The sequence below is a fragment of the Rhizobium sp. PDO1-076 genome (assembly GCF_000247475.1).
Lineage (GTDB): Bacteria > Pseudomonadota > Alphaproteobacteria > Rhizobiales > Rhizobiaceae > Allorhizobium.
Genome location: NZ_AHZC01000222.1, coordinates 42,343 through 65,121 on the forward strand (window position 1 = coordinate 42,343; position 22,779 = coordinate 65,121).

The 22,779-nt window shown below is 60.3% G+C and carries 23 protein-coding genes and 1 riboswitch; of the genes, 8 read left to right on the forward strand and 15 right to left on the reverse strand.

The genetic code is table 11. From position 1 onward, the window contains the following. Positions 1-21: 21 nt before the first annotated feature. A complete protein-coding gene (dut, locus tag PDO_RS13290; RefSeq protein WP_007602397.1) occupies positions 22-492 on the reverse strand; it encodes a dUTP diphosphatase in 471 nt (156 codons plus the stop codon). A gap of 90 nt (positions 493-582) precedes the next feature. On the opposite strand from dut, the gene PDO_RS13295 reads away from it, so the two are divergent. Then, positions 583-2,166 (forward strand): peptide chain release factor 3, encoded by a 1,584-nt coding sequence (locus PDO_RS13295; protein ID WP_007602398.1) that lies wholly within the window; start codon positions 583-585, stop codon positions 2,164-2,166. Between the two features lie 79 nt (positions 2,167-2,245). Here PDO_RS13295 and PDO_RS13300 read toward each other — a convergent pair whose 3' ends face one another. Continuing rightward, a complete protein-coding gene (locus tag PDO_RS13300) occupies positions 2,246-2,920 on the reverse strand; it encodes an HAD-IA family hydrolase (protein ID WP_007602399.1) in 675 nt (224 codons plus the stop codon). A 133-nt stretch (positions 2,921-3,053) separates the two neighbouring features. Further along, positions 3,054-3,150: riboswitch (TPP riboswitch) on the forward strand. Positions 3,151-3,222: 72 nt separating this feature from the next. Here PDO_RS13300 and thiD point away from each other — a divergent pair. After that, positions 3,223-4,023 carry a bifunctional hydroxymethylpyrimidine kinase/phosphomethylpyrimidine kinase gene (gene thiD / locus PDO_RS13305; protein WP_037073983.1) on the forward strand — a complete coding sequence of 267 codons (801 nt, stop codon included), beginning with the start codon at positions 3,223-3,225 and terminating at the stop codon, positions 4,021-4,023. A 10-nt stretch (positions 4,024-4,033) separates the two neighbouring features. Here thiD and PDO_RS13310 read toward each other — a convergent pair whose 3' ends face one another. Both PDO_RS13310 and PDO_RS13315 read right to left on the reverse strand, forming a co-directional pair. Next, positions 4,034-4,432, reverse strand: a complete 399-nt coding sequence (locus PDO_RS13310; RefSeq protein ID WP_007602401.1) for a GFA family protein — start codon at positions 4,430-4,432, stop codon at positions 4,034-4,036. A gap of 86 nt (positions 4,433-4,518) precedes the next feature. Further along, entirely contained in the window at positions 4,519-5,430 is a 912-nt protein-coding gene (locus tag PDO_RS13315; RefSeq protein ID WP_007602402.1) for a pirin family protein, read from the reverse strand. A 284-nt stretch (positions 5,431-5,714) separates the two neighbouring features. Between PDO_RS13315 and PDO_RS13320 the strand changes: the two genes are divergently transcribed. After that, positions 5,715-6,542, forward strand: a complete 828-nt coding sequence (locus PDO_RS13320; RefSeq protein ID WP_007602403.1) for a class II glutamine amidotransferase — start codon at positions 5,715-5,717, stop codon at positions 6,540-6,542. Between the two features lie 37 nt (positions 6,543-6,579). Here PDO_RS13320 and PDO_RS13325 read toward each other — a convergent pair whose 3' ends face one another. From PDO_RS13325 to ubiE, 7 genes are all read right to left on the reverse strand, one after another. Next, positions 6,580-6,933, reverse strand: coding sequence for an MmcQ/YjbR family DNA-binding protein (locus tag PDO_RS13325; protein ID WP_007602404.1), 354 nt, complete (start codon positions 6,931-6,933; stop codon positions 6,580-6,582). Beyond that, positions 6,930-8,144: a bifunctional phosphopantothenoylcysteine decarboxylase/phosphopantothenate--cysteine ligase CoaBC gene (coaBC, locus tag PDO_RS13330; RefSeq protein ID WP_007602406.1), complete on the reverse strand. Its 1,215-nt coding sequence runs from the start codon at positions 8,142-8,144 to the stop codon at positions 6,930-6,932. Before coaBC ends, PDO_RS13325 begins: the two co-directional genes overlap by 4 nt. Before the next feature lie 90 nt (positions 8,145-8,234). Further along, positions 8,235-9,278 carry a histidine kinase dimerization/phosphoacceptor domain -containing protein gene (locus PDO_RS13335; RefSeq protein WP_007602408.1) on the reverse strand — a complete coding sequence of 348 codons (1,044 nt, stop codon included), beginning with the start codon at positions 9,276-9,278 and terminating at the stop codon, positions 8,235-8,237. Positions 9,279-9,294: 16 nt separating this feature from the next. After that, positions 9,295-9,732: a response regulator gene (locus tag PDO_RS13340; RefSeq protein ID WP_007602410.1), complete on the reverse strand. Its 438-nt coding sequence runs from the start codon at positions 9,730-9,732 to the stop codon at positions 9,295-9,297. Positions 9,733-9,734: 2 nt separating this feature from the next. Continuing rightward, entirely contained in the window at positions 9,735-11,222 is a 1,488-nt protein-coding gene (locus PDO_RS13345) for a sensor histidine kinase (RefSeq protein ID WP_007602423.1), read from the reverse strand. 102 nt (positions 11,223-11,324) lie between these two features. Next, complete coding sequence (gene ubiB, locus PDO_RS13350; RefSeq protein ID WP_007602424.1) at positions 11,325-12,899, reverse strand: 2-polyprenylphenol 6-hydroxylase; 1,575 nt, start codon at positions 12,897-12,899, stop codon at positions 11,325-11,327. Positions 12,900-12,904: 5 nt separating this feature from the next. Continuing rightward, on the reverse strand, positions 12,905-13,681 hold the full coding sequence (ubiE, locus tag PDO_RS13355) for a bifunctional demethylmenaquinone methyltransferase/2-methoxy-6-polyprenyl-1,4-benzoquinol methylase UbiE (RefSeq protein WP_007602425.1): 777 nt from the start codon (positions 13,679-13,681) through the stop codon (positions 12,905-12,907). A gap of 134 nt (positions 13,682-13,815) precedes the next feature. Here ubiE and mutM point away from each other — a divergent pair, with 134 nt between their 5' ends. The 4 genes from mutM (at position 13,816) to dnaA (ending at position 18,337) form a co-directional block, all read left to right on the forward strand. Next, positions 13,816-14,706: a bifunctional DNA-formamidopyrimidine glycosylase/DNA-(apurinic or apyrimidinic site) lyase gene (gene mutM / locus PDO_RS13360; protein WP_037073940.1), complete on the forward strand. Its 891-nt coding sequence runs from the start codon at positions 13,816-13,818 to the stop codon at positions 14,704-14,706. A 30-nt stretch (positions 14,707-14,736) separates the two neighbouring features. Beyond that, on the forward strand, positions 14,737-15,510 hold the full coding sequence (locus tag PDO_RS13365; RefSeq protein WP_007602427.1) for an enoyl-CoA hydratase: 774 nt from the start codon (positions 14,737-14,739) through the stop codon (positions 15,508-15,510). A 190-nt stretch (positions 15,511-15,700) separates the two neighbouring features. Further along, complete coding sequence (gene rpsT / locus PDO_RS13370) at positions 15,701-15,967, forward strand: 30S ribosomal protein S20 (RefSeq protein WP_007602428.1); 267 nt, start codon at positions 15,701-15,703, stop codon at positions 15,965-15,967. An 810-nt stretch (positions 15,968-16,777) separates the two neighbouring features. Then, a complete protein-coding gene (dnaA, locus tag PDO_RS13375) occupies positions 16,778-18,337 on the forward strand; it encodes a chromosomal replication initiator protein DnaA (RefSeq protein WP_007602430.1) in 1,560 nt (519 codons plus the stop codon). A gap of 124 nt (positions 18,338-18,461) precedes the next feature. Here dnaA and hemW read toward each other — a convergent pair whose 3' ends face one another. The 4 genes from hemW to rph are packed head-to-tail and all read right to left on the reverse strand — an operon-like array spanning position 18,462 to position 21,459. Beyond that, positions 18,462-19,640: a radical SAM family heme chaperone HemW gene (gene hemW / locus PDO_RS13380; protein WP_007602432.1), complete on the reverse strand. Its 1,179-nt coding sequence runs from the start codon at positions 19,638-19,640 to the stop codon at positions 18,462-18,464. A 7-nt stretch (positions 19,641-19,647) separates the two neighbouring features. Then, positions 19,648-20,292 carry an RdgB/HAM1 family non-canonical purine NTP pyrophosphatase gene (gene rdgB, locus PDO_RS13385; protein WP_007602434.1) on the reverse strand — a complete coding sequence of 215 codons (645 nt, stop codon included), beginning with the start codon at positions 20,290-20,292 and terminating at the stop codon, positions 19,648-19,650. Positions 20,293-20,298: 6 nt separating this feature from the next. After that, positions 20,299-20,715, reverse strand: a complete 417-nt coding sequence (locus tag PDO_RS13390; RefSeq protein WP_007602436.1) for a VOC family protein — start codon at positions 20,713-20,715, stop codon at positions 20,299-20,301. Between the two features lie 27 nt (positions 20,716-20,742). Next, on the reverse strand, positions 20,743-21,459 hold the full coding sequence (gene rph / locus PDO_RS13395) for a ribonuclease PH (protein WP_007602438.1): 717 nt from the start codon (positions 21,457-21,459) through the stop codon (positions 20,743-20,745). A 227-nt stretch (positions 21,460-21,686) separates the two neighbouring features. On the opposite strand from rph, the gene hrcA reads away from it, so the two are divergent. Then, positions 21,687-22,775 carry a heat-inducible transcriptional repressor HrcA gene (hrcA, locus tag PDO_RS13400; RefSeq protein ID WP_007602440.1) on the forward strand — a complete coding sequence of 363 codons (1,089 nt, stop codon included), beginning with the start codon at positions 21,687-21,689 and terminating at the stop codon, positions 22,773-22,775. The last annotated feature ends 4 nt before the right edge of the window (positions 22,776-22,779 follow it).

Sequence of the window (22,779 nt, forward strand, 5' to 3'; positions counted from 1 at the left end):
GCCACCCGATTCGGGCAGTCTTCAGACGCCCGTCGAACCGAAGCCGCCGGAACCGCGCGCTGTTTGGGATGTCTCGGTGACTTCGGCAACCCGCGCCTGCGTGACCGGAGCAATCACCATCTGGGCAATGCGCATGTCACGGGTGATGACAAAGTCTTCGTCGCCAAGATTGACCAGCAGGACCTTCACCTCGCCGCGATAGTCGCTGTCGATCGTGCCTGGTGTGTTGAGGCAGGTGATGCCGTTCTTGAATGCGAGCCCGGAACGCGGACGAATCTGTGCTTCGAACCCTTGCGGGATCTCGAAGATGAAGCCTGTCGGCACGAGAGCCCGTTTGCCGGGGGCAAGCACCAGCGGCTGCCCGGCATCGACGGCGGCGCGCAGATCCATGCCGGCCGCACCGGATGTCTCGTACGCGGGCAGATCAAGGCCGCGCCCATGCGGCAGCCGGACCAGGTTCAGGGTCGGTGTGATGTCTGTGTGGATGGTCATCAGCCATTACTTTGCCCTCACTTGGCCAAGGTCAATTGCAATGCCGGCCTTTAATCGCTAGATAGCCCGCAATTCCACAGGATTCACGACATGGCCGAAACGCTCGCAGAGGCAGTCTCCCGCCGCCGCACCTTCGCTATTATCGCTCACCCGGACGCCGGCAAGACGACGCTCACCGAAAAGCTGCTGCTGTTCGGCGGCGCGATCCAGCTCGCCGGCGAGGTCAAGGCGAAGAAGGATCGTATCCAGACCCGTTCGGACTGGATGAAGATCGAGCGCGAGCGCGGCATTTCGGTCGTGACCTCGGTGATGACCTTCGAATACAATGACAAGGTTTTCAACATCCTCGACACGCCGGGTCACGAAGACTTTGCCGACGATACCTACCGCACGCTGACGGCCGTCGACGCCGCGGTCATGGTCATCGATGCAGCAAAGGGCATCGAGCCGCGAACGCTGAAGCTGTTCGAAGTCTGCCGCATGCGCGACATTCCGATCATCACATTCATCAACAAGATGGACCGCGAAAGCCGCGATCCCTTCGAAATCCTCGATGAAGTCGAGGAAAAGCTGGCGCTCGACACCGCGCCGATCACCTGGCCGGTCGGCCGCTCGAAGACATTCAGCGGATCCTACAATCTCGCGGAAAACACATTTCGTGGATCCGACAAGCAGGTTGACGGCCTGCCGGTCAACAGCCCGGCAAATGTTGCAGAGCAGCTTCCGGAAAACGAGCGCGCGGCCTTCATCGAAGAGCTGGAACTGGCGCGCGAAGCGTGCCGCCCGTTCGACAAGCAGGCTTTCCTCGAGGGCCACATGACACCGGTTTTCTTCGGCTCGGCGCTGAAGAACTTCGGCGTGCGCGACCTGATCAATGCTCTGGGAGATTTTGCCCCTCCGCCGCGCGACCAGGTGGCCGATATCCGCAAGGTCCACGCCGCGGAAGACAAGATGACGGCCTTCGTCTTCAAGATCCAGGCCAACATGGACCCCAACCACCGCGACCGCATCGCTTTTGCCCGCATCTGCTCCGGCAAGCTCGAGCGTGGCATGAAGGCGCGTCTGGCCCGCACCGGCAAGCAGATGGGCCTGACGGCACCGCAGTTCTTCTTCGCCTCGCAGCGCCAGCTCGCCGATACCGCTTATGCCGGTGACGTGGTTGGCATCCCGAACCATGGGACCTTGCGCATCGGCGACACGCTGACCGAGGGTGAAAACCTTGTCTTCCAGGGCGTGCCGAACTTCTCGCCGGAAATCCTGCGTCGCGTGCGTCTTGAAGATGCGATGAAGGCGAAGAAGCTCAAGGAAGCCCTGCAGCAGATGGCTGAAGAAGGCGTCGTGCAGCTATTTTCTCCGGAAGACGGATCTCCGGCGATCGTCGGCGTGGTTGGCGCTCTGCAGCTCGACGTTCTGAAGGAGCGTTTGGCGGGCGAATATACACTGCCGGTCTCGTTCGAAATGTCGCGTTTTTCGGTCTGCCGCTGGATTTCCTCCGATCAGCCCGCCGAACTCGACAAGTTCATGACCCAGCGCCGTGGCGATATCTGCCGGGATCTGGACGGAGATCCGGTGTTCATGGCGCAGGACGCGTTTTCGCTGCGCTACGAGTCGGAGCGTTTTCCCGCGATCAAGATGGTGGCGATCAAGGAATATCACGTCGCCAAGGCGGCGTGATCGTTCTCTGCGAGGCATCGGCAAGTCCGCGCACCTGAGGCACGGGCTGCCATATCCGTATCCGTGACCTCGGAAAAGATCAGCCCGTCCGGACGATCTGCATGCCGCCGTCACCATCGACATGCACCTGCAGCCCCTCGTAGCTTGCAATCTTCGGATGCCGCGTGTCCAGCGCATGGCTGTGGGTGGCCGTGACCACCATGACATCCGATCCCGCAGCTTCGCCGGCCAAGACGCCGGCCATGACGTCTTCGAACACCAGGCAGCGGGCCGGATCGGCACCGAGATGGCGTGCGCCGAGCAGATAGCCTGCCGGGTTGGGCTTTCCGATCTTTACATCCTCGGCCGTGATGATCTTCGGCGGCTGCGGCAGGCCGGCGGCCTCGATGCGTGCCCTTGCCAGGAGTGCGGGGGCCGATGTGACGATGGCCCAACGCGCCGACGGCAGACCGTTGAGAAAGTCAATCGCACCGGGAATGGCGACGACACCGTCTACGTCTTCGATTTCACCGCGCTCGATTTCCAGGGCTTCCGCTTGCACGTCCACACCCGGTAGCCCGAGCCCGCTGATCGTGTCGATGCCACGCTTGCCATGCATTGTCGGCAGGAAGGCCGCGACATCGAGCCCGTGGCGCGCGGCCCATTTCCCCCAGACCCGTTCGGCGGCGGCGATGGAGTTGAGAAGTGTGCCGTCCATGTCGAACAGAAAGCCATTGTAACGCTTGTCGAAGACGGGGTTCGGGGCAAAGGGCAATCGCTAAATCCTTGAGCTACGAAAACAGGGTGACTACGGACCTAGCCATTTTTGACTTTTGTCGCAAATGCTTCGGTGCGGGACCTACGGCATTTTGCATGACAGTCGCGCTACTCTGGTCTAAAACAGTTCCATTGAGAGACAGGGGCGTTCATCGGAAGATGGACTGAGAAGCACCCTTCGAACCTGAACCAGATAATGCTGGCGGAGGGAGTCGCTCGGGAAGCTTCCGCACACGTCTCGTGGGTCTTCCCGTTGACTGCCCCGCCCGAAAAGGGGCGCCCGTGAAATCCACCTCCACTATCGTTGCCAATGTCCTGTCGATCGCCGGATCCGATCCGTCCGGCGGTGCCGGTATCCAGGCCGATCTGAAGACGTTCTCCGCGCGCGGCTGCTACGGCATGGCGGCAATCACTGCGCTGACGGCACAGAATACCCAAGGGGTCTCCGCCGTGCAGGCCGTCGACCCTGAATTCGTCGCAGAGCAGATCCGGATGATTTTTGCCGATGTGCGCGTCGATGCCGTGAAGATCGGGATGATTGCCAATGCCGGCATTGCCCGCGCAGTCGCCGGCGCGCTCAGGCCGCATTCCACCATCCCGATCGTGCTCGATCCGGTGATGATCGCCAAGGGCGGCGCGGCACTGCTGGAGCCTGAAGCGGTTGCCGTGCTCCGCGATCAACTCCTGCCTCTGGCAACCGTTCTCACCCCCAATCTGCCCGAGGCCGCCGCCTTGCTCGACGAGCCCGAGGCGCTCAGCCGCGAAATTATGGAATCACAGGCCGCCCGTCTGATAATGCAAGGCCCAGGGGCTGTGTTGTTGAAGGGCGGGCATCTGACCGCCACCGAGAGCCCGGACATACTGGTGTCTGGCGAGCGCTTTCACTGGTTCGAGGCGCCGCGGATCGTCACGAAAAATACGCACGGTACGGGTTGCGCGCTGTCGAGCGCGATTGCCGCCGAACTTGCAAAGGGGCTGGCTATCGTTGACGCCGTTGCGACCGCCAAGGACTGGCTGGCCGGTGCAGTCGCGACGTCTGGGACGTTGACGGTGGGCTCGGGACATGGGCCCGTGCATCATTTCCACGGCCTTTGGAAATAAAGCCCCTGGTCTATTCGCCGACCGATGCGGGAATGTCCCGGATGTCGTTCACCCATCTGAGCGCCGAACCGGTCCAGCTCTGATGACGTGGCACGAATGCCTGTCGCTGATCGATCGTTCCAAGGCGGATGGCGATGCTGGCGCCGGTGGCATCGACCCGCCAGAGAGGGGAGCCGCAGGTGTCGCAGAAGAACTGGTCGCTTGGCCTGCCGCTGTTGCCGATCTTGCGGTATCGACGCGCCGTGCCGGCCAGGATGCGGAAATCGCCTGGTTCCACACCGACGCTGACCCGGTACGCACAACCGGTCAGCCGCTGGCAATCGGTGCAATGGCAAATGCCGACCTCCTGCGGGTCGACCTCGGCTTCGAAGCGGATAGCGCCGCAATGGCAGCTGCCGGAGATATGCATGCTCAGTCTCCCAAGAAAAGAAAACCCGGCGGAGGGGGCCGCCGGGCAAGAGGGAACTTGACTGTCAAAGCCTTGCGGCTGTGGGATTAATGATCGACCTTGATAAAAGTTCCATTCTGCAATTCATTCATCGCCTGCATCAGTTCCTCGCGTGTGTTCATCACGATCGGGCCGTGCCAGGCGACTGGTTCCTTGATCGGCTTGCCGGTGACCAGCAGGAAACGGATACCCTGCTCGCCGGCCTGTACGGTGATCTCGTCGCCGGTATCGAAGACGACCAGTGTCCTGTTGCCGGAGAGGTCGCGGATATTCAGCTCCTCGCCCCTGTATTCCTTCTCGACCTTTACGCCGAACGGAGTGGATGCGTCGCGGAAGCTGCCGGAGCCTGCAAAAATATAGGCAAAAGCGGAGCGATAGGTATCGACCGGAATGGTCTTGCGTTTGCCGGGCGGCACGGAAATGTCGAGATAGACCGGCTCGGCTGCAATCCCGTCGACGGGGCCGGCTTTCCCCCAGAATTCGCCGGAAATCACCCTAACCGCTGTGCCGTCATCATCGACCACGACGGGAATGTCGCCGGACTTGATGTCCTGATAGCGTGGCGCGGTCATCTTCAGCGACGAGGGCAGGTTGGCCCAGAGCTGGAAGCCGTGCATGCGGCCGGCGAAATCGCCCTTGGGCATTTCCTGGTGCATGATGCCGCTACCGGCGGTCATCCACTGCAGATCGCCCGCACCGAGCAGGCCGCGATTGCCGAGGCTATCACCATGTTCGACCGTGCCGGCCAGCACATAGGTAATGGTCTCGATGCCGCGATGCGGGTGCCAGGGGAAGCCGCGAATGTAGTCGGACGGGCTATCGTTGCGGAAATCGTCCATCATCAAAAAGGGATCGGTCATCGACGGATCGCCAAAGCCGAAGACACGGTGCAATTTCACGCCGGCACCTTCCATGGTGGGCGTGGCGCGGCTTTCATGCTTGACGGGTCGGATCGACATCGGTTGCTCCTTTGAGCGCGTACGCGGTTGGCGCCAATATAGCCGAACTTCGCCAAAGCCGAAGGCGGGCACCGGGAACGCAGTGTTCACAAAATTCGCCGAGGTTCGAAAAGAACAGGCTGCCAGTCACAAAACTCGATTGTGCAGTGCAGAAAGTGATTGCGACAATCGTCAAAATTCTGTCATCAATGACGTGACGTTTACAAATCATTAGCCAATCGGTTGAACACTGACGGAAAGCGCGCCGACACCGGATCGGCAGCTTGCAGGAGTTGTGAAAACGCATGTGTCGTTGGGCAGCCTATCGCGGCGAAGCGATCTATCTTGAAGAACTGGTCACCTCGCCGGCGCATTCGCTGATAGAGCAATCCCACTGCGCCACCCGTGCAAAGACAGCCACCAATGCGGATGGCTTCGGCATCGCCTGGTACGGCGACCGCCCGGAACCTGGCCGTTTCCGCGATGTGCTTCCCGCCTGGTCCGATTGCAATCTGAAAAGTCTTGCCAGTCAGATCCGCTCGCCGCTGTTTCTTGCGCATGTGCGCGCAGCTACCCACGGCACGACCCGCCGCGACAACTGTCATCCTTTCGTCAACGGCAACTGGTCCTTCATGCATAACGGCCAGATCGATCATTTCGACCGCATCCGTCGGCCGATGGAGACGATGCTCGACGACGATCATTTTCATGCGCGCGTCGGCACCACCGATTCCGAACTGCTTTTTCTGCTTGCCCTGCAGTTCGGCCTGAAAGAAAGGCCCATTGCCGCGATGAGCGAGGCCGTGGGCTTTGTCGAGCGCATGAGCATGCACATGACCGGCGAAGCGCGCGTACGCTTTACGGCGGCCTTCTCCGACGGTCGCACGCTCTATGCCGTGCGCTATTCGACCGATGCTTTCGCGCCGACGCTCTACGCGGCCCCGATGGGCGACAAGGGCGGTTACTGTCTGGTCTCCGAGCCGCTCACTGATGAGACCGACAAATGGGTCGAGATCCCCGCCAGCAGCGCGGTGATCCTCAGCGAGAAAGGTCTCGATGCGGTCGAGTTCCGCCCGTCCGCCGACGACGCGCGTTTGCCTGAACCGGCACGGGTGCCGGCAATGGCGCTCTGATCGCGCCTCGGCAACCAGATCGCCAGTTGATCGCCGTTTAAAGGGGAATACCCAGCTCGATGCGCAGCTTGCGTGTCAGGCCCGCACTGACCAGACCATAGGACCGACGCAGATATTCTGCGGCCTCCTCTGCGGTCAAAGCTGATACGGGTGAAACAGAGACCCATTTGCGCTTGGCGAAGTAGGGGGCCTGCTCGATTCCTTCCAGCGCGGTCAGGATCTCGAAGCTCTCCTCGCTCACCTTGAACGTCAGCCGGTTTTCCGCATCGGTGATCAGGCCGAACACCTTGTCTCCAACCTTGGCGACCGATGATTCCCATTGATCAGCCATGGAGGTGCCAGGCAGCGCCTCGACAAATTGTTGGAACCCTGTGCGGCTGAAAAGGCTCATGGCTTTGCTCCTCCGACCTGCGTCGCGATCCACAGTGCAAGCCGCTCCGCGACCTCGTCCTTCGACAGGTCCGGCCAGGCCTCGACGCCGGTCTTCGAGATCATCCGCACGCGGTTACGATCTCCACCCATGATACCGGTTTCCGGCGAGACATCGTTGGCGACAATCAGATCGGCACCCTTGCGCTCCAGCTTGGCGCGACCGTTTTCCTCTATGTTCTGGGTCTCGGCGGCAAAGCCGACCACCAGTTGCGGTCTTTGCGAATGATGGCCGATCGTCTTTAGGATATCCGGGTTTTCGGCAAGCTGCAGGGGAGGGGGCGCCTCTCCCGGCTGTTTCTTGATTTTCTGGCCCGAGGAACTCGCAACACGCCAGTCGGCGACGGCGGCGACCATGACGGCGATATCGGCAGGCAGTGCTGCAAGCACCGCGTCGCGCATCTCTTCCGCCCGCTCGACATGCTGTGTGTTGACGCCGGCGGGATCGGCGATCGTCACAGGCCCGGAGACCAGCGTCACTTGCGCACCGAGCCGCGCAAGGGCGGCCGCGATCGCGTGCCCCTGTTTTCCGGAAGAGCGGTTGGCAATGTAGCGCACCGGGTCGATCGGCTCATGAGTCGGACCGGATGTCACAATGGCTTTCAGGCCCGCCAGCGGCTTTGGTCCCGACAGAAGGTTTTCGACGGCGGCGACGATATCGAGCGGTTCGACCATGCGGCCAAGGCCTCGCTCGCCGCTTTCCGCCATCTCGCCCTCCAACGGCCCAACGACATGCACGCCGTCCTTTTTGAGGGTCGCCAGATTGCGCTGTGTCGCTGATGCAGCCCACATTTTCGGGTTCATCGCCGGCGCAACCATTATCGGGCGATCGCTGGCAAGCAGCACGGCGGACGCAAGATCATCGGCCAGGCCATGCGCCATCTTGGCCATCAGGTCTGCGGTGGCCGGAGCAACGACAACAAGATCGCATTCCCGCGCCAGCCGGATATGGCCGACATCCTGCTCGTCCTCGCGGGAAAACAGGTCGGTATAGACATGGCCGGCAGAAAGCGCACCGACAGCCAGCGGTGTGATGAATTCCTGTGCCGCCCTCGTCATGATCGGCCGCACCACTGCGCCGCGTTCGCGCAGCCGACGGATCAGGTCGAGGCTCTTGTAGGCGGCAATGCCGCCTGCAACGATCAGGAGAATGCGCTTGCCGCCCAAGGTCATGGATAAGGCCCTTTCTGTCAGCGCGACCCTATCGCAATTCGGGCAAGAGGCAATGTCGGGAGGTTGTTGTGGTAAACGTGCGGAAAGGGCTCAGTTTGCTGGGGTCAGTTGAAGCGGAACCTCGGCAACGGTACCGCTGACATCTTCCAGATAGTGCAGCCCGGCTCCAAGCGTCGATGCCATGGATTTGACGATCCGGCTGCCGAGGCCCGTGCCCGTCGGAGCCTTGCCGGTGTCAATGCCGATGCCGTCATCCTCGACCCGCAGCAGAGCCTCTGTATCGGACAGTCGTTTCAGCTTCACCCGAATATCACCGCCGCCGCCGAGATTGGGATAGGCGTATTTGAAGGCATTGGTCACGAGTTCCGTGACGATCATCCCGACCGAAACGGCCTTGTCGGCCGTCAGCGAGATGGGGTCGGCATCAAGCAGAAGCCGAACCGGTCTTTCGGCGCTGTGCAACGAATTGAACAGTTCGGCCGTTAGGCGGCCGAGATACCGGTCCAGTTCCACCCGGCTGACATCCTCGGATGTGTAGAGACTGCGGTGCATGCCGGCGATCGCCGAGATGCGCGCCTGGGTCTCGGCCAGTTCCGCCTTGACCTCGTCGCTCTTTGCGCTGGAGATCTGCAGCCTGAGCAGGCTCGCGACAAGGGCCAGGGAGTTTGCTACCCGATGGTTGACTTCGGCAAGCAGCGCTTCCGCGCGCTCCTTGCCCAGACGGATTTCCTCGTCCGCCCGCTCCTTGGCGGCACGTAACTGGGCATTCGACACTGACTGCTCGATGGCGCTGGCAAGAAGCGGAAGAAAATCGTCGCTGACCGATTTGATCACATAGTCGGCGGCGCCTGCCTTGATGGCCTCGATGGCGATCTGGGCCTCGTTGGAGCCGGTGACATAGACGACCGGCATATGGAAACCCTGCTCGCGCAGGTTCGCCATCACTTCGTGACCGGTGGTTTGGCGCAGGTAGTGATCGAGGACGACGACGTCGAAATTGCCGCCCTGCAGTAATGACAAGGCGTCATGCGTGGTTTCCGCATGCGCGACCTCGTGTCCCATGCGGCCAAGCGATTTCTGCACCAGCCGGACGATGGCGGCGTCGTCGTCGATATAGAGGACGCGGAAGCTCATCGTCACCAATCCGCTTTCAGGGGATCTGCATGACGGAGAAGAACAGTCCGAGTTGGCGGATAGCGTTGGCGAAGTTGTCGTAGTCGACAGGTTTGGTGATATAGACATTGGCCCCAAGGTCGTAGCACCGCTGTATTTCGCGTTCGTCATCCGTCGTGGTCAGGATGACGACCGGCAACCGTCGCGTATGCGGGTTGGATTTCACTTTTTCCAAGATGTCGGTGCCCGACATGTCAGGCAGGTTCAGATCGAGCAGGATCAGCAGGTAGCGGTCTTGCGAAACTTGGCCGCTGCGGTCCTTTCCGAGAATGAAGTCGAGCGCATCCGTGCCGTTCGTAAATGGCACGATTTCGTTGTTGACGCCGGCACGGCGCACATTCTTTTCGATCAGACGGGCGTGCCCCTCATCGTCTTCAACCATCACAATGGTGACTTCTTTGCCGACAGCTTTCATCATTAACTCCGTACTAAGCGTGACAGATCGGATGGCAGCCGCAGAACAAATGTCGAGCCTTCACCCAAACGGGAGGAAACACTGATTTCCCCGCCAAGGTTCCGTGCCAGAGATCGCACATGCGCAAGACCGATGCCTTCGCCGGTCTTGTCTTGCTGGCCCGCGCGACGAAAAAGTTCGAAAACGCGTTCCTGATCCTGCTCCGCGATACCACGGCCGTTGTCCTGAACTTCGATCCGCACCATGTGCCGGCCTTCCGGCGCGGTGCGGACCGCCAGTTCAAGCGGCCTATCCGGATGCTTATACTTGATGGCGTTGTCGAAAAGGTTACCGAGAATCTGTTCGAGCGAAAGCCGGTCGGTGACCAGCCTGGTCGCTTTGGTGTCGAGCGACGTCTGCCCGTCGCTCTCGCTGATCTGATGGTGAAGGCTGGCCGCGATGTTTTCCAGCAGGGGTGTGAGCTCGACCGGTTCCGGCTTCAGCTGCCTCCGGCCATCGCGCGAGATCTTCAGGATCGCGTTGATCAAACCGTCCATTTTCTTCGTCGATGAGCGAATGAAGCCGATGGCTTCCGGCAGGTCCTCCGATGCCGCAAGCCGCGCCTCCCGGATCATCTCTTCCGACACCGACGTGCCATCGGCAAGCACATAGGCCTGCAGCGATTTAAGCGATGTATCGAGTTCGGCCGTAAAACCCATGATGTTGACCAGCGGCGCCCTGAGATCATGCGTGACGATATAGGCAAAACGCTGGATTTCCTGGTTTGCCTGCATCAGATCTTCGGTGCGTTCGGCAACCCGAGCCTCCAGCCCGGCATTCAGATGCTCCACTTCCGTGCGGGCTTTCAGGAGTTCGCGCACATGCTGGTAGACGATCAGCATCGCGCCACTCATGACCACCAGGATGGCGATGCCACTACCCACGGTAATCCACTGCAGATGTTGTGTCGCCTCGACCTGTTCGCTCACGCCTCGGTCGACATTGCTGTCGGACCTCTGCTTGAAGTCGTCCATGACCGCCCGGATCTGGTCCATCACCTCGCGTCCGACTTCGGTCTGCACCAGCCTGACGGCTTCATCGCGCTGGCCCGACTTGACGAGGTCGATAGTCCGAGCCATTTCGCTGAGCTTGCTCTGGACCAGACTTTGCAGTTCCGGCATTCGCTCTTGTTTGATTGGGCGCCCGCGAACCCGTTGCGACAACAATTCGAGATTGCTGTTCATCGAGCTTAAGGCTTTGTCGTAGGGCGCGAGAAAACTCTCGTCTTGCGTCAGGATATAGCCGCGCTGACCGGTTTCCGCATCGGTCAGGTTCTGAATCAGATCCGCTGCAGTTCGACGGATGTCCCGCTCCACGATAATGTAGTCGAAAGTCGCACTGGTTTTCTCAACCAGTCCAAACGTTGCAACGACGATGCCAAGCAGGATACCGGTTCCGATCAACATGAAGAGAATGGTTGACCGGACGAAGCTGGATTGGGTGGCGGACATGAAACTCCTGAGGGAACAACTATGCTTAAGTATGGTTGTAACGCGCCGGCACGCCGCTTGTTCCATCGACTAAACGAAAAACCGTGATGGATTTATAAATGTTCAGGCAAGCTGCACTGCAATCGCAACGAGCGACACAGCAATCACCCACAAGGCCAGGCGTCCATGGCGCGTATGCCTTGCCTCCGATTTGCCGATTGCCTCGGCAGTCTCGGGATCAAAGCGCAGGCCCTGCTCGCTCATGCGCATGATGTCGGTATGGAATTTTTCGGTCTTCGCGGCAATCTCCGGCAATGCCTCGGCAAGCCGCATGGCAGCCTTGGCGCCGTCCTTGAGATCGGTGGCAATGCGCTTGGGGCCGAGATTGTCGCGGATCCATTGCGAGACGACCGGGTCGGCCGCCTTCCACATGTTGAACTGCGGGTTGAGGATGCGCGCCACGCCTTCGACCACCACCATGGTCTTCTGCAGCATCACCAGTTCCGGGCGGGTTTCCATGTCGAAGATCTCGGTGATCTCGAACAGCAGGGTCAATAGCTTGCCCATCGAAATGGTTTCGGCCGGCTGCCCGTGGATCGGCTCGCCGATCGCTCGGATCGCCTGAGCGAAGCTTGCGACATTGTGATGGGAGGGCACGTAGCCCGCCTCGAAATGGACTTCTGCAACGCGCAGATAGTCGCGGGTGATGAAGCCGTAGAGGATCTCGGCAAGGAACCGACGTTCCTTCTTGCCGAGGCGTCCGGCGATGCCCATGTCGACGGCGACGATCATGCCGCTTTCATCGATGAACAAATTGCCGGGATGCATGTCGGCGTGGAAGAAACCGTCGCGCAGCGTATGGCGCAGGAAGGACTGGATCAGCGTATCGGCCAGCAGGTTGAGATCGAGCCCCGACGCCTGCAATGCCGCCACGTCCGACATCTTGATGCCGTCGATCCACTCCATGGTGACCACGTCGCGGCCGGTGCGCTCCCAGTCGACCTTGGGCACCCGGAAGCCGGGGTCTTTTTTAGTATTGTCGGCAATCTCCGACAGTGCTGCCGCTTCAAGCCTAAGGTCCATTTCCACCTTGGTGGTCTGCTCGAGCGTGCGGGTGACTTCGACGGGGCGCAGGCGCCGCGTATGCGGCAGGAACCGTTCCTGCAGGTGCGACACGAGATACATCGCCTCGAGATCGGCGGCGAACCGCTTGCGCACGCCAGGCCGTATGACCTTGACGGCGACCTTGCGCGGACCATCCGAGGTCATGACCTCAGCCGGATGCACCTGTGCGATCGAGGCGGCCGCGATCGGCGCGTCGAAGCTTAGGTAGAGGTCTTCGATCGTGCGGCCGAGCGAATCCCGGATGGTTGATTTTGCGTCCTCGGTCGGGAAGAAATCCATCCTGTCCTGAAGACCGGCAAGATCGTCTGCGAAGTCGGCGCCCACCACGTCCGGTCGGGTCGCCAGGAACTGTCCGATCTTCACATAGGATGGGCCGAGCCGTGCGACGGCCTGGGCGAGCCGGTCGGAGCGTTCCGCCTGCTTTGCGCGACGCCGTGCTAGCGGCCCGACGACCGCCTTGCCGAAACCAACGAGGGGCGGGAGGCCATCAGACGGAAGGGCAGCAACGACGCCCTCTCGCACAAGCACCCAGCCAACCCGCGCAAGGCGGAAATATGCGCCGATCGTGCTCATGAATGTCAGATTTTCCAGCCGGAATGCAGAGCGGCGATACCGCCGGTATAGTTGGTGAACTTGACGTTCGAGAAGCCGGCGGTGCTGACCATCCGGGCGAAATCGGCCTGGTTCGGGAACTTGCGGATGGATTCGACGAGATATTGATAGGGTTCCGCGTCGCCGGTGATCATCTTGCCGAATTTTGGAATGGCGTTGAACGACCAGGCATCATAGACGCGGTCGAGCAGCGGCAGATCGACCTCGGAAAACTCCAAAACCAGCAACCGTCCGCCGCGTTTCAGCACGCGAAACGCTTCCGACAGCGCCACATCGATGCGCGGCACGTTGCGAATGCCGAAGGCGATCGTATAGGCGTCGAATGTGTTGTCCTCGAAAGGCAGGCTTTCGGCATTGGCCTCGACAAAGGTGAGATTGTCGGTCAATCCCTTTTTCTGCGCCCGTTCCGCGCCGACGCCGAGCATCGAGCCATTGATGTCGAGCACGGTGGCCTGTGCCAGTCGCTTGGACGCTTCGACGATGCGAAATGCGATATCGCCCGTGCCGCCTGCAACATCGAGTACCTTGTAGTCGGGGTTCTTGCGTGGATTGAGTGCTGCGATCATCGCGTCTTTCCACACCCGGTGCAGCCCGGCTGACATCACGTCGTTCATGATGTCGTAGCGCTTGGCAACCTTGTGGAAGACATCGTTGACGAGGCCCTGCTTTTCCTGCTCGTCGACCTGGCGGAAACCATAGGAGGTTTCCATGCCGCCATCGGCGGAAATGCGGCTTGCAGTCATCGGTTCACTCCACTTGGCGACAGGTCGCTGGACCATAGCGAAAACGGCTGGCGAGCGCTATCTGCGCTATGTCAGCCCCATAGGCTGGTCTATAGACCTTAAAGAATGCGGTTCAAACAGAAAGATGGGCGCTAATGCCGGAATTGCCAGAGGTAGAGACCGTCAGGCGTGGGCTGAGCCCCACCATGGAAGGCGCGCTTTTGCAGCGTCTGGAGCTGAGAAGGCCCGATCTGCGTTTTCCCTTGCCGCGTGATTTCGCCGCAAGGGTCGAAGGCCGTCGTATTGCCGCCTTGTCGCGACGGGCGAAATATCTGCTGATCGACCTGGACGACGGCGCAACCGTGATCGCCCATCTCGGCATGTCCGGCTCGTTCCGCATCGAGGCGGATGCAGTCGAAGGCACGCCGGGCGCCTTTCATCATGAGAGAAGCAAGGATGAGAAGCACGATCATGTCATCTTTCATCTGCAACGGCCGGAAGGCTCGGCGCGCGTCATCTATAATGATCCGCGTCGTTTCGGTTTCATGGATCTGGCAACACGTGCGCAACTCGATATCTATCCGGCCTTTCGCGACCTCGGCCCCGAGCCGGTCGGCAATCTCCTGTCGGCCGACTATCTGGCCGGCCGCTTCAACGGCCGCAGCCAGCCGCTGAAGAGTGCGCTGCTCGATCAGAAGGTGATTGCCGGCCTCGGCAATATCTATGTCTGCGAGGCCCTGTGGCGGTCGCATCTTTCGCCCACGCGAAAGGTGTCAACGCTGGTCACCAAGACAGGAAGGCCGAAACCCGAATTGTACCTGCTCGCCGACAGCATTCGCGACGTGATCGCCGATGCCATCCTGGCCGGCGGGTCGTCATTGCGCGATCATATCCAGACGGATGGCACGCTGGGCTATTTCCAGCACAGCTTCCGTGCCTATGATCGCGAAGGCCATGCCTGCCTGACGAACGGCTGCGGCGGTACCGTCGAAAGGATAGTACAATCCGGCCGCTCGACATTCTATTGTCAGCGCTGCCAGAAGTAACACCACGGAACATCATCAAGGGAGTGAGCGATGTCATTCGAGACCATATTGATCGAGCGCCGCGATTGCGTGGCGATCATCACATTGAACCGGCCGCAGGCCCTGAATGCGCTCAATTCCACCGTCGCGCGCGAGTTGCGCCAGGTTTTTGAGCAATTGCAGGCCGATGCGACGATCGGCGCCGTTGTCCTGACCGGCTCGGAAAAAGCCTTTGCCGCCGGTGCCGATATCAAGGAAATGCAGTCTCTCTCTTTTGTCGATGCCTATACGGGTGATTTCATCGGCACTTGGGACGACATTGCCGGCTTCCGCAAGCCACTGATCGCAGCCGTCTCCGGCTTTGCCTTGGGTGGTGGTTGCGAACTCGCCATGATGTGCGATTTCATCATTGCCTCGAAGACGGCGAAGTTTGGCCAGCCCGAGATCACGCTCGGCATCATCCCGGGCATGGGCGGATCCCAGCGCCTAACCCGCGCCGTCGGCAAGGCCAAGGCTATGGACCTTTGCCTGACGGGTCGCATGATGGATGCGACCGAGGCGGAGAGTGCCGGACTGGTTGCCCGTGTTGTTGAGCCTGAGCGGCTCCTGGACGAGGCGGTCGAGGCTGCGGCCAGGATCGCCTCCTTCTCGTTGCCGGCGGTCATGATGGCCAAGGAGGCGGTTAACCGGGCTTTCGAACAGACCCTTGGCGAGGGGTTGCGCTTTGAGCGACGCCTGTTTCATTCGCTGTTTGCCACCGAAGACCAGAAGGAAGGCATGGCTGCATTCGTCGAGAAGCGCAAACCGGACTTCCGGAATCGCTGACAAGATGAAGGGCGGGCGCGATTCATTCAGAATCCGCGTTGACGCAATCGCGCTTTCCCGCTATATGCCCGCCCACGGTTGGGAAAGTCGCTGGGCTTTTCCGAGATAGCTCCCCATTTGCTGAATTGGCAGGTCGCAATGACCCGACGCGGCGAGGGTGGGGTTTGGTTTGAATTCGAAGAGAGGCATCATGGCCAATACAACTTCGGCGAAGAAGGCGACCCGCAAGATCGCTCGCCAAACTGCAGTTAACAAGGCTCGCCGTTCGCGGGTCCGTGGTTTCATCCGCAAGGTCGAAGAAGCGATCGCATCGGGCGACGCCACTCTGGCAAAGGATGCTCTGCAGGCGGCTCAGCCGGAACTGCAGCGCGCAGCCACAAAGGGCGTTGTTCACGCCAACACCGCATCGCGCAAGATCTCGCGTCTTGCCTCGCGTGTTAAGGCCCTGTCCGCCTAATATCAGACATAGTTTCGACGAAATTCGAAGAGCCTGGCATTGCGCCGGGCTTTTTGTGTTTGCACTTTTTCAAGATGACGCTTATTGATTTAGATATTGCTACTTGACGGAAGTGTATCAGTCGAGTGACAGAAATAGACTAGTAATTTCAGCTACTTGTGGGAGGTCCCCGGCCAGGCTGCCACTTTACCCAGGGGTAGGTTAGGCCCAATCTGAGTCAAGCGAATTTTTATTTTCCGGCACATCAAACGCCCAAACACAGAGCCGTTTTCGAATCCCCTTGATTCAAAAGCGATTCTTTTGCGGATGAATGTGACGCAAAAACGATGCACGCAGAGTCAATGGCCAGCGTTCATTTTTGCGGAAAATTCACGGTTGATATTGCCATTTGATCCTGCCTTAATGAGGTCAAGCAAGGGGCTTGGGACGAGCCCGTAAGGGCGATCAGAACAGCAAAAGCTGCGATGATTTGCCAGCCCTTGCTGGAGCGGGATGGAAGTATTCCGTTATCCCATAAACTGATCGGTATTGTATCGGAAACGGCATCGTTTCCGCGCCCTACCGTTTTGCGTCTTGAGTGGCTTCAGGACGGGCGAATGCTGGTTGGCTTTTCATGTCGAGGATGAAAGGCACGCCGGAAAACTGGGAACGCTGTTTGAGGGGGCGGCGTTTTGTCGGAGCACGGCTTCTGGCCTGGGTTTCGGCTCTAAACGGGGATTGTCGGGACGGTTGCGTCTCGGCGCGAGATAAAGCGGCTGCCGGACGAAGATAAGTCGCCCGGTACCTGAAATGATTTTGGAAGGCGGCAAAATGCATATTAATTCAATGACGGCCGGTGCGTTGGTAAATGGGGACCATGCACATTCGGCACTCAGCGCCGCGTGCTCCGATGGTGCGGGAGACAATGCCGAGATGAAGCATAATGCTCTTTTCGAGCGTTTCAGCATCCGTCTCAAGGCTCAGGTTGGACCTGATGTCTATGCGAGCTGGTTTGGGCGCCTTAAGCTCCATTCGGCATCGAAAAGCGTCGTGCGGTTGACCGTTCCGACGACTTTCCTCAAGTCTTGGATCAACAACCGTTATCTCGATCTGATCAGCTCGATCTTCCAGGCTGAGGATCCGAACATTCTCAAGGTGGAAATCATGGTGCGCAGCGCAAGCCGCGCCACCCGTGGGCCTGTCGTCGACGAGCGCCAGGTCCCCGCCGATACCGCCCATCCGGCCACCGGCCGCAAGTCCGGCCCGCAGTCGGTCGGACAGATCGCCGCCTCCCAGGCCCCGGCTTCCAATTCCGCGCGCTCCAGCACGGCAACGCCGCTGTTCGGCTCGCCGCTCGACTCGCGCTATACCTTTGACGGCTTTGTCGAAGGTGCATCGAACCGTGTGGCGCTGGCCGCTGCCAAGACGATTGCCGAAGCCGGTGCTGGCGCCGTGCGCTTCAATCCGCTTTTCATCCATTCCTCCGTCGGTCTCGGCAAGACGCATCTGCTGCAGGCAATTGCCAATGCCGCCGTGCACAGCCCGCGCGCCCCGCGCGTCGTCTATCTGACCGCCGAATACTTCATGTGGCGTTTCGCAACCGCCATCCGCGACAACGATGCCCTGACGCTGAAGGACTCGCTGCGCAACATCGATCTTCTGATCATCGACGACATGCAGTTCCTGCAGGGCAAGATGATCCAGCACGAATTCTGCCATCTGCTCAATATGCTGCTCGACAGCGCCAAGCAGGTCGTCGTGGCGGCAGACCGTGCACCGTGGGAACTGGAATCGCTCGATCCGCGCGTGCGTTCGCGCCTTCAGGGTGGCGTCGCCATCGAGATGGAGGCCCCCGACTATGACATGCGCCTGGACATGCTGAAGAGCCGTCTGGACGCCGCCCGCAAGGATGATGGCTCACTTGAAATTCCCGCAGACTTCCTGGAGCATGTTGCCCGCAACATCACCAGCAGTGGCCGCGATCTGGAAGGCGCTTTCAACCAGCTGGTTTTCCGCCGTTCCTTCGAGCCGAACCTGTCGATCGAGCGTGTCGATGAACTGCTGGCCCATCTCGTTGGTGCAGGCGAGCAGAAACGCGTTCGCATCGAAGACATCCAGCGTATCGTCGCACGCCACTACAATGTCTCGCGCCAGGAACTGGTGTCGAACCGTCGGACCCGCGTCATCGTCAAGCCGCGCCAGATCGCCATGTATCTGTCCAAGACCCTGACCCCGCGGTCCTTCCCGGAAATCGGCCGCCGCTTCGGTGGTCGCGATCATACAACGGTGTTGCATGCCGTGCGCAAGATCGAGGATCTGGTCAGCGAGGATACCAAGCTGAGCCACGAGATCGAGCTTTTGAAGCGGCTCATCAATGAGAATAATGCATGAGGAACCAAGGCCGGCGCAAATGCCGGCCTCTTTTTTTGGCTAAGATTAAGCCGAGCTGATCACACCGGCAGTATAAGGCGTGGACGGCGGCGGCTGCGGAATGCCGTTCGCCGTGTCTCGGCAATCAACAGGCGAGATCAGCCACCACGGCATCGAGGATCAGCATGCCCGGCGGCGTGCAGCGCAGTCGCGAATTGCCAAGCCGCTCGATGAACCCTTGTTCCAATAAAAACTGCTCGCGTGCGGGATCGGGATCGCGGCCGGAGAGCTGCTGCCAGCGGGCGAGATCCACCCCTTCGCGCAGCCGCAAGCCCATCAGCAGCAATTCGTCGGCCTGGGCCTCGTTGTCGAGCAGTTCCTGGTCGATCATGCCATGGCCTTGGCGCTCGACGGCCGTGAGCCAGGTTTCTGGGTGTTTTTCGGTCGCCGTCGCGATCTTCGAGCGCCCACGGGTCAAGCGGCCATGCGCGCCGGGGCCGATGCCGGCATAATCGCCATAACGCCAATAGGTCAGGTTGTGGCGGCTTTCGGCGCCCGGACGGGCATGGTTCGACACTTCATAGGCGGGCATGCCTTCGCGTTCAGTGATCTCTTGCGTCGCCTCATAGAGCACAGCCGCATGTTCTTCGTCCGGCACGATCAGCTTGCCGGCCTTGTGCAGGCCGAAAAAGGCGGTGCCTTCCTCGATGGTCAGCTGGTAGAGCGACAGATGATCGACGGCATAGGACATGGCTTCCTTCAGCTCACGCTCCCAGGCCTCGACCGTCTGCTTCGGACGGGCATAGATCAGGTCGAACGACATGCGTGGGAAGATCTCGCGGGCCAGACGGATGGCGCGCAGTGCGTCTTCGACGTCATGCAGGCGGCCGAGGAATTTCAGGTCTGCGTCATTGAGCGCCTGGACGCCGAGCGACACGCGATTGACGCCGGCTGCGCGGTAGCCGCGGAAACGTGTGGCCTCGACGCTGGACGGATTGGCCTCCATCGTCACTTCGATGCCGTTAGGCACATGCCAGGCGCCGGCAATGCCGTCCAGGATCGCTGCAACCGTCGATGGTTCCATCAGCGACGGCGTGCCGCCACCCATGAAGATGCTGGTCACGGTCTTTGGGCCTGAAAGCTCGCGCATCGCCTTCATCTCCTGCAGGAATGCAGAAACAAAGCGGGCCTGATCCACCGGCTGATGCCGGACATGGCTGTTGAAGTCGCAATAGGGGCATTTGGCCGCGCAGAACGGCCAATGCACATAGATGCCGAAGCCCGGTTCGCCGGTGTCGGGCAGAAGCGTGAAGGCTTCGGTCATGAGCAGGTCAGGCCTCCAGGCAGGTTTCAACGAAAAGCTTGAAGGCGCGCGCACGATGCGATAGCGCCTGCGGATCGCCGGGCTTCCATCCGTGTTTTTCATCAGCCGACATTTCGCCGAAGGTGCGCGTGTGACCTTCCGGCTGGAAGATCGGATCATAGCCGAAACCGGCGCTGCCGCGCGGTGGCCAAGCAACGACGCCCTCGATCTCGCCGCGGAAGAATTCGCTATGACCGTCCGGCCAGGCCAGGCACAGAACACTGACAAAGCGGGCGCTGCGCTGCGACGGATCAGCCGCGCCACGTTCCGCAAGCGCTGTCTCCACCTTTTGCATGGCCATGGCAAAATCGCGGCTGCCATCTTCGCGTTCGGCCCAGTTGGCGGTGTAGACGCCAGGCGCACCATCGAGCGCGTCGATGACAAGGCCGCTGTCATCCGACAGCGACGGCAGGCCGGAAGCCTTGGCAGACGCCAGCGCCTTGATTGCGGCATTTTCCTCGAATGTCGTGCCCGTTTCGTCGGGTTCTGCAAATTTCAGTTCGGCCGCAGACTGGGCGGAAAAGCCGAAAGGGCCGATCAGATCGGCGATTTCCGCGATCTTGCCGGCATTGTGGCTGGCCACGACGATGGTGCGGGTGTCGAGCTTGCGCATAAGTGATCAGTCCAGATTCCAGAGTTTCGGTTCGGCGCATTCCAGGCTATTGCCCGCAGGATCGCGGAAATAGATCGAACGGGCGCCACTTGGCCAGCGAAAATCGGATTCGATCTTAACGCCGGCCTGCTGCAATCGCGCCAAAACGCCTGCAATCTCTTCCCCGGGCACTTTGAAGCACAGGTGACCTGCTCCTGTTGCGCCATGACTTGGCACAGGCAAGGCGCCAGCGGGCGGTGGTTGCAGCGTTTCCGTCGGGTTGAAGATCAAGAGGATCGTCTGGCCACAGCGGAAGAAGATATGGCGATTGCCCTGGCGCGCGATTTTTTCGAGCCCCAGGACGGTTTCGTAAAATTGCTCGGCCGCGTCGAGGTCGCTGGCATAGAGCGCCGCCTCCAGCACGCCTTGCAAGGATTGAGACACCTGCCGAACCTTTCCTGTCTTGCGGTTTTAAGCGAGCGCCTGCTTCTGCAGCGCGACCAATTCGTCGATACCATTGCGGGCAAGGCCGAGCAGGGTGAGGAACTCGTCCTGGCTGAACGGCTTGCCTTCGGCCGTGCCCTGGATTTCGACGATCCCGCCGGAACCGGTCATGACGAAGTTTGCATCCGTTTCCGCAGCCGAATCTTCCAGATAATCGAGATCGATCACCGGCTGGCTGGCAAAGATCCCGCATGAAATCGCCGCGATATGGTCCTTCAGCACCTTCTCGACCTTGATCATGTTGCGGGTTTCCATCCACTTCAGGCAGTCGTGGAGCGCGATGAAGGCACCGGTGATCGATGCGGTACGTGTGCCGCCGTCAGCCTGGATGACATCGCAGTCGATCGAAATCTGGCGTTCGCCCAGCGCTTCGAGATCGACGATGGCGCGCAGCGAGCGACCGATCAGGCGCTGGATTTCCTGCGTGCGGCCACTTTGCTTGCCAGAGGCGGCTTCACGCTTCATCCGGTCACCGGTCGCGCGCGGCAGCATGCCGTATTCCGCAGTCACCCAGCCCTTGCCGGAATTGCGCAGCCATGGCGGCGTCTTTTCTTCAAGGCTTGCCGTGCACAGAACATGGGTGTCGCCGAACTTGACGAGGCAGGAGCCTTCCGCATGCTTGGAAAAATTGCGCTCGAACGAAACCTTGCGCATTTGGTCGGTTTTTCTGCCTGATGGCCGCATTGCGATCTCCTAGATTGTCTGACGCCTTCTAGAGCCTTTCCCGGCCAAATGGAAACAGTTCTGTCGACTGGTGCCGGGTGGATCTGGTTTTGCCCCGGGCTTTTGCAATGAAAAACCGGGATCCTGCGCAATAGCCATGTCGCCTTGCGGAATTTGGCCTTTGTGATCGAGGGCAGAGTGACTATATTTCCTTTCATGAAACACTGCACACAGTGCTTGCTCCGATAATGGTTGCACCGACGCATACAGTCACCGACGTTTCCTCCTCGCTGGACGACCGCTCCAGGGAGGTCTTTCGGCGTATTGTCGAGACCTATCTCGATTCCGGTGATCCGCTCGGCTCGCGCAACCTGTCACGCCTGCTGCCGATGTCCTTGTCACCGGCCTCCGTGCGCAATGTGATGAGCGATCTTGAAGGCCTCGGCCTGATCTATGCGCCGCATATCAGTGCTGGTCGCCTGCCGACCCAGCTTGGCCTGCGCTTCTTCGTCGACGCCTTCATGCAGGTGGGCGATCTCTCCGAAGAAGAGCGCGGCACGATCGAGCGCCAGATCCGGCCGCCCAGCGCGGATCAGCCGATTGAAACCATGCTGACCGAGGCAAGCCGCATGCTGTCGGGCCTGTCGCGTGGCGCGGGCCTGGTGATCTCGTCCAAGAATGATCCGGTGTTGAAGCATGTCGAGTTCATTCGGCTGGAGCCGACCAAGGCGCTGGCTGTTCTGGTGGGTGAGCATAACCAGGTCGAGAACCGCATCATTGAACTTCCAGCCGGCATCACCGCTTCGCAGTTGACCGAAGCTGCGAATTTCCTCAATGCCAATCTCGCCGGCCAGACCCTGTCGGAGCTGCGTGGCCAGCTGGAAAAGCTGAAGACGCAGGTTGCCGGCGAGCTGGATGCCCTGTCGCAGGATCTGGTGGAGCGCGGTCTGGCCGTCTGGTCAGGCGGTCTTGGCGATCAGAAGCCGACGCGACTGATCGTGCGCGGACGCGCCAATCTGCTCGAGGGGCTTGCGGGTTCCGAAGACGTGGATCGGCTGCGCCTGCTTTTTGACGATCTGGAGCGCAAGGAAAGCCTGATCGAGATCCTCGATCTTGCCGAAACCGGACCGGGCGTGCGCATCTTCATCGGTTCGGAAAACAAGCTTTTCTCGCTGTCCGGGTCGTCGCTGATCGTGGCACCCTATCGCGATGGCGAGGATCGCATCGTTGGTGCCGTGGGGGTGATTGGCCCGACAAGGCTCAATTATTCCCGCATCGTGCCGATGGTCGATTACACCGCCCAGCTCATGGCGCGTCTGGCGCGTTCCGGCCGATAAGCGC

Bases quoted from the DNA above. Each gene is read 5' to 3' on its own strand.
- PDO_RS13325 (WP_007602404.1), bottom strand. From the start codon at position 6,933: ATGAGCCTTTTCAGCCGCACAGGGTTCCAACAATTTGTCGAGGCGCTG.
- rph (WP_007602438.1), bottom strand. From the start codon at position 21,459: ATGCGGCCATCAGGCAGAAAAACCGACCAAATGCGCAAGGTTTCGTTC.
- PDO_RS13295 (WP_007602398.1), top strand. From the start codon at position 583: ATGGCCGAAACGCTCGCAGAGGCAGTCTCCCGCCGCCGCACCTTCGCT.
- hemW (WP_007602432.1), bottom strand. From the start codon at position 19,640: ATGACCGAAGCCTTCACGCTTCTGCCCGACACCGGCGAACCGGGCTTC.
- rpsT (WP_007602428.1), top strand. From the start codon at position 15,701: ATGGCCAATACAACTTCGGCGAAGAAGGCGACCCGCAAGATCGCTCGC.
- mutM (WP_037073940.1), top strand. From the start codon at position 13,816: ATGCCGGAATTGCCAGAGGTAGAGACCGTCAGGCGTGGGCTGAGCCCC.
- PDO_RS13320 (WP_007602403.1), top strand. From the start codon at position 5,715: ATGTGTCGTTGGGCAGCCTATCGCGGCGAAGCGATCTATCTTGAAGAA.
- PDO_RS13315 (WP_007602402.1), bottom strand. From the start codon at position 5,430: ATGTCGATCCGACCCGTCAAGCATGAAAGCCGCGCCACGCCCACCATG.
- ubiB (WP_007602424.1), bottom strand. From the start codon at position 12,899: ATGAGCACGATCGGCGCATATTTCCGCCTTGCGCGGGTTGGCTGGGTG.
- dnaA (WP_007602430.1), top strand. From the start codon at position 16,778: ATGCATATTAATTCAATGACGGCCGGTGCGTTGGTAAATGGGGACCAT.
- PDO_RS13340 (WP_007602410.1), bottom strand. From the start codon at position 9,732: ATGAAAGCTGTCGGCAAAGAAGTCACCATTGTGATGGTTGAAGACGAT.
- PDO_RS13310 (WP_007602401.1), bottom strand. From the start codon at position 4,432: ATGCATATCTCCGGCAGCTGCCATTGCGGCGCTATCCGCTTCGAAGCC.
- coaBC (WP_007602406.1), bottom strand. From the start codon at position 8,144: ATGACCTTGGGCGGCAAGCGCATTCTCCTGATCGTTGCAGGCGGCATT.
- rdgB (WP_007602434.1), bottom strand. From the start codon at position 20,292: ATGCGCAAGCTCGACACCCGCACCATCGTCGTGGCCAGCCACAATGCC.
- PDO_RS13345 (WP_007602423.1), bottom strand. From the start codon at position 11,222: ATGTCCGCCACCCAATCCAGCTTCGTCCGGTCAACCATTCTCTTCATG.
- dut (WP_007602397.1), bottom strand. From the start codon at position 492: ATGACCATCCACACAGACATCACACCGACCCTGAACCTGGTCCGGCTG.
- ubiE (WP_007602425.1), bottom strand. From the start codon at position 13,681: ATGACTGCAAGCCGCATTTCCGCCGATGGCGGCATGGAAACCTCCTAT.
- PDO_RS13365 (WP_007602427.1), top strand. From the start codon at position 14,737: ATGTCATTCGAGACCATATTGATCGAGCGCCGCGATTGCGTGGCGATC.
- PDO_RS13335 (WP_007602408.1), bottom strand. From the start codon at position 9,278: ATGAGCTTCCGCGTCCTCTATATCGACGACGACGCCGCCATCGTCCGG.
- hrcA (WP_007602440.1), top strand. From the start codon at position 21,687: ATGGTTGCACCGACGCATACAGTCACCGACGTTTCCTCCTCGCTGGAC.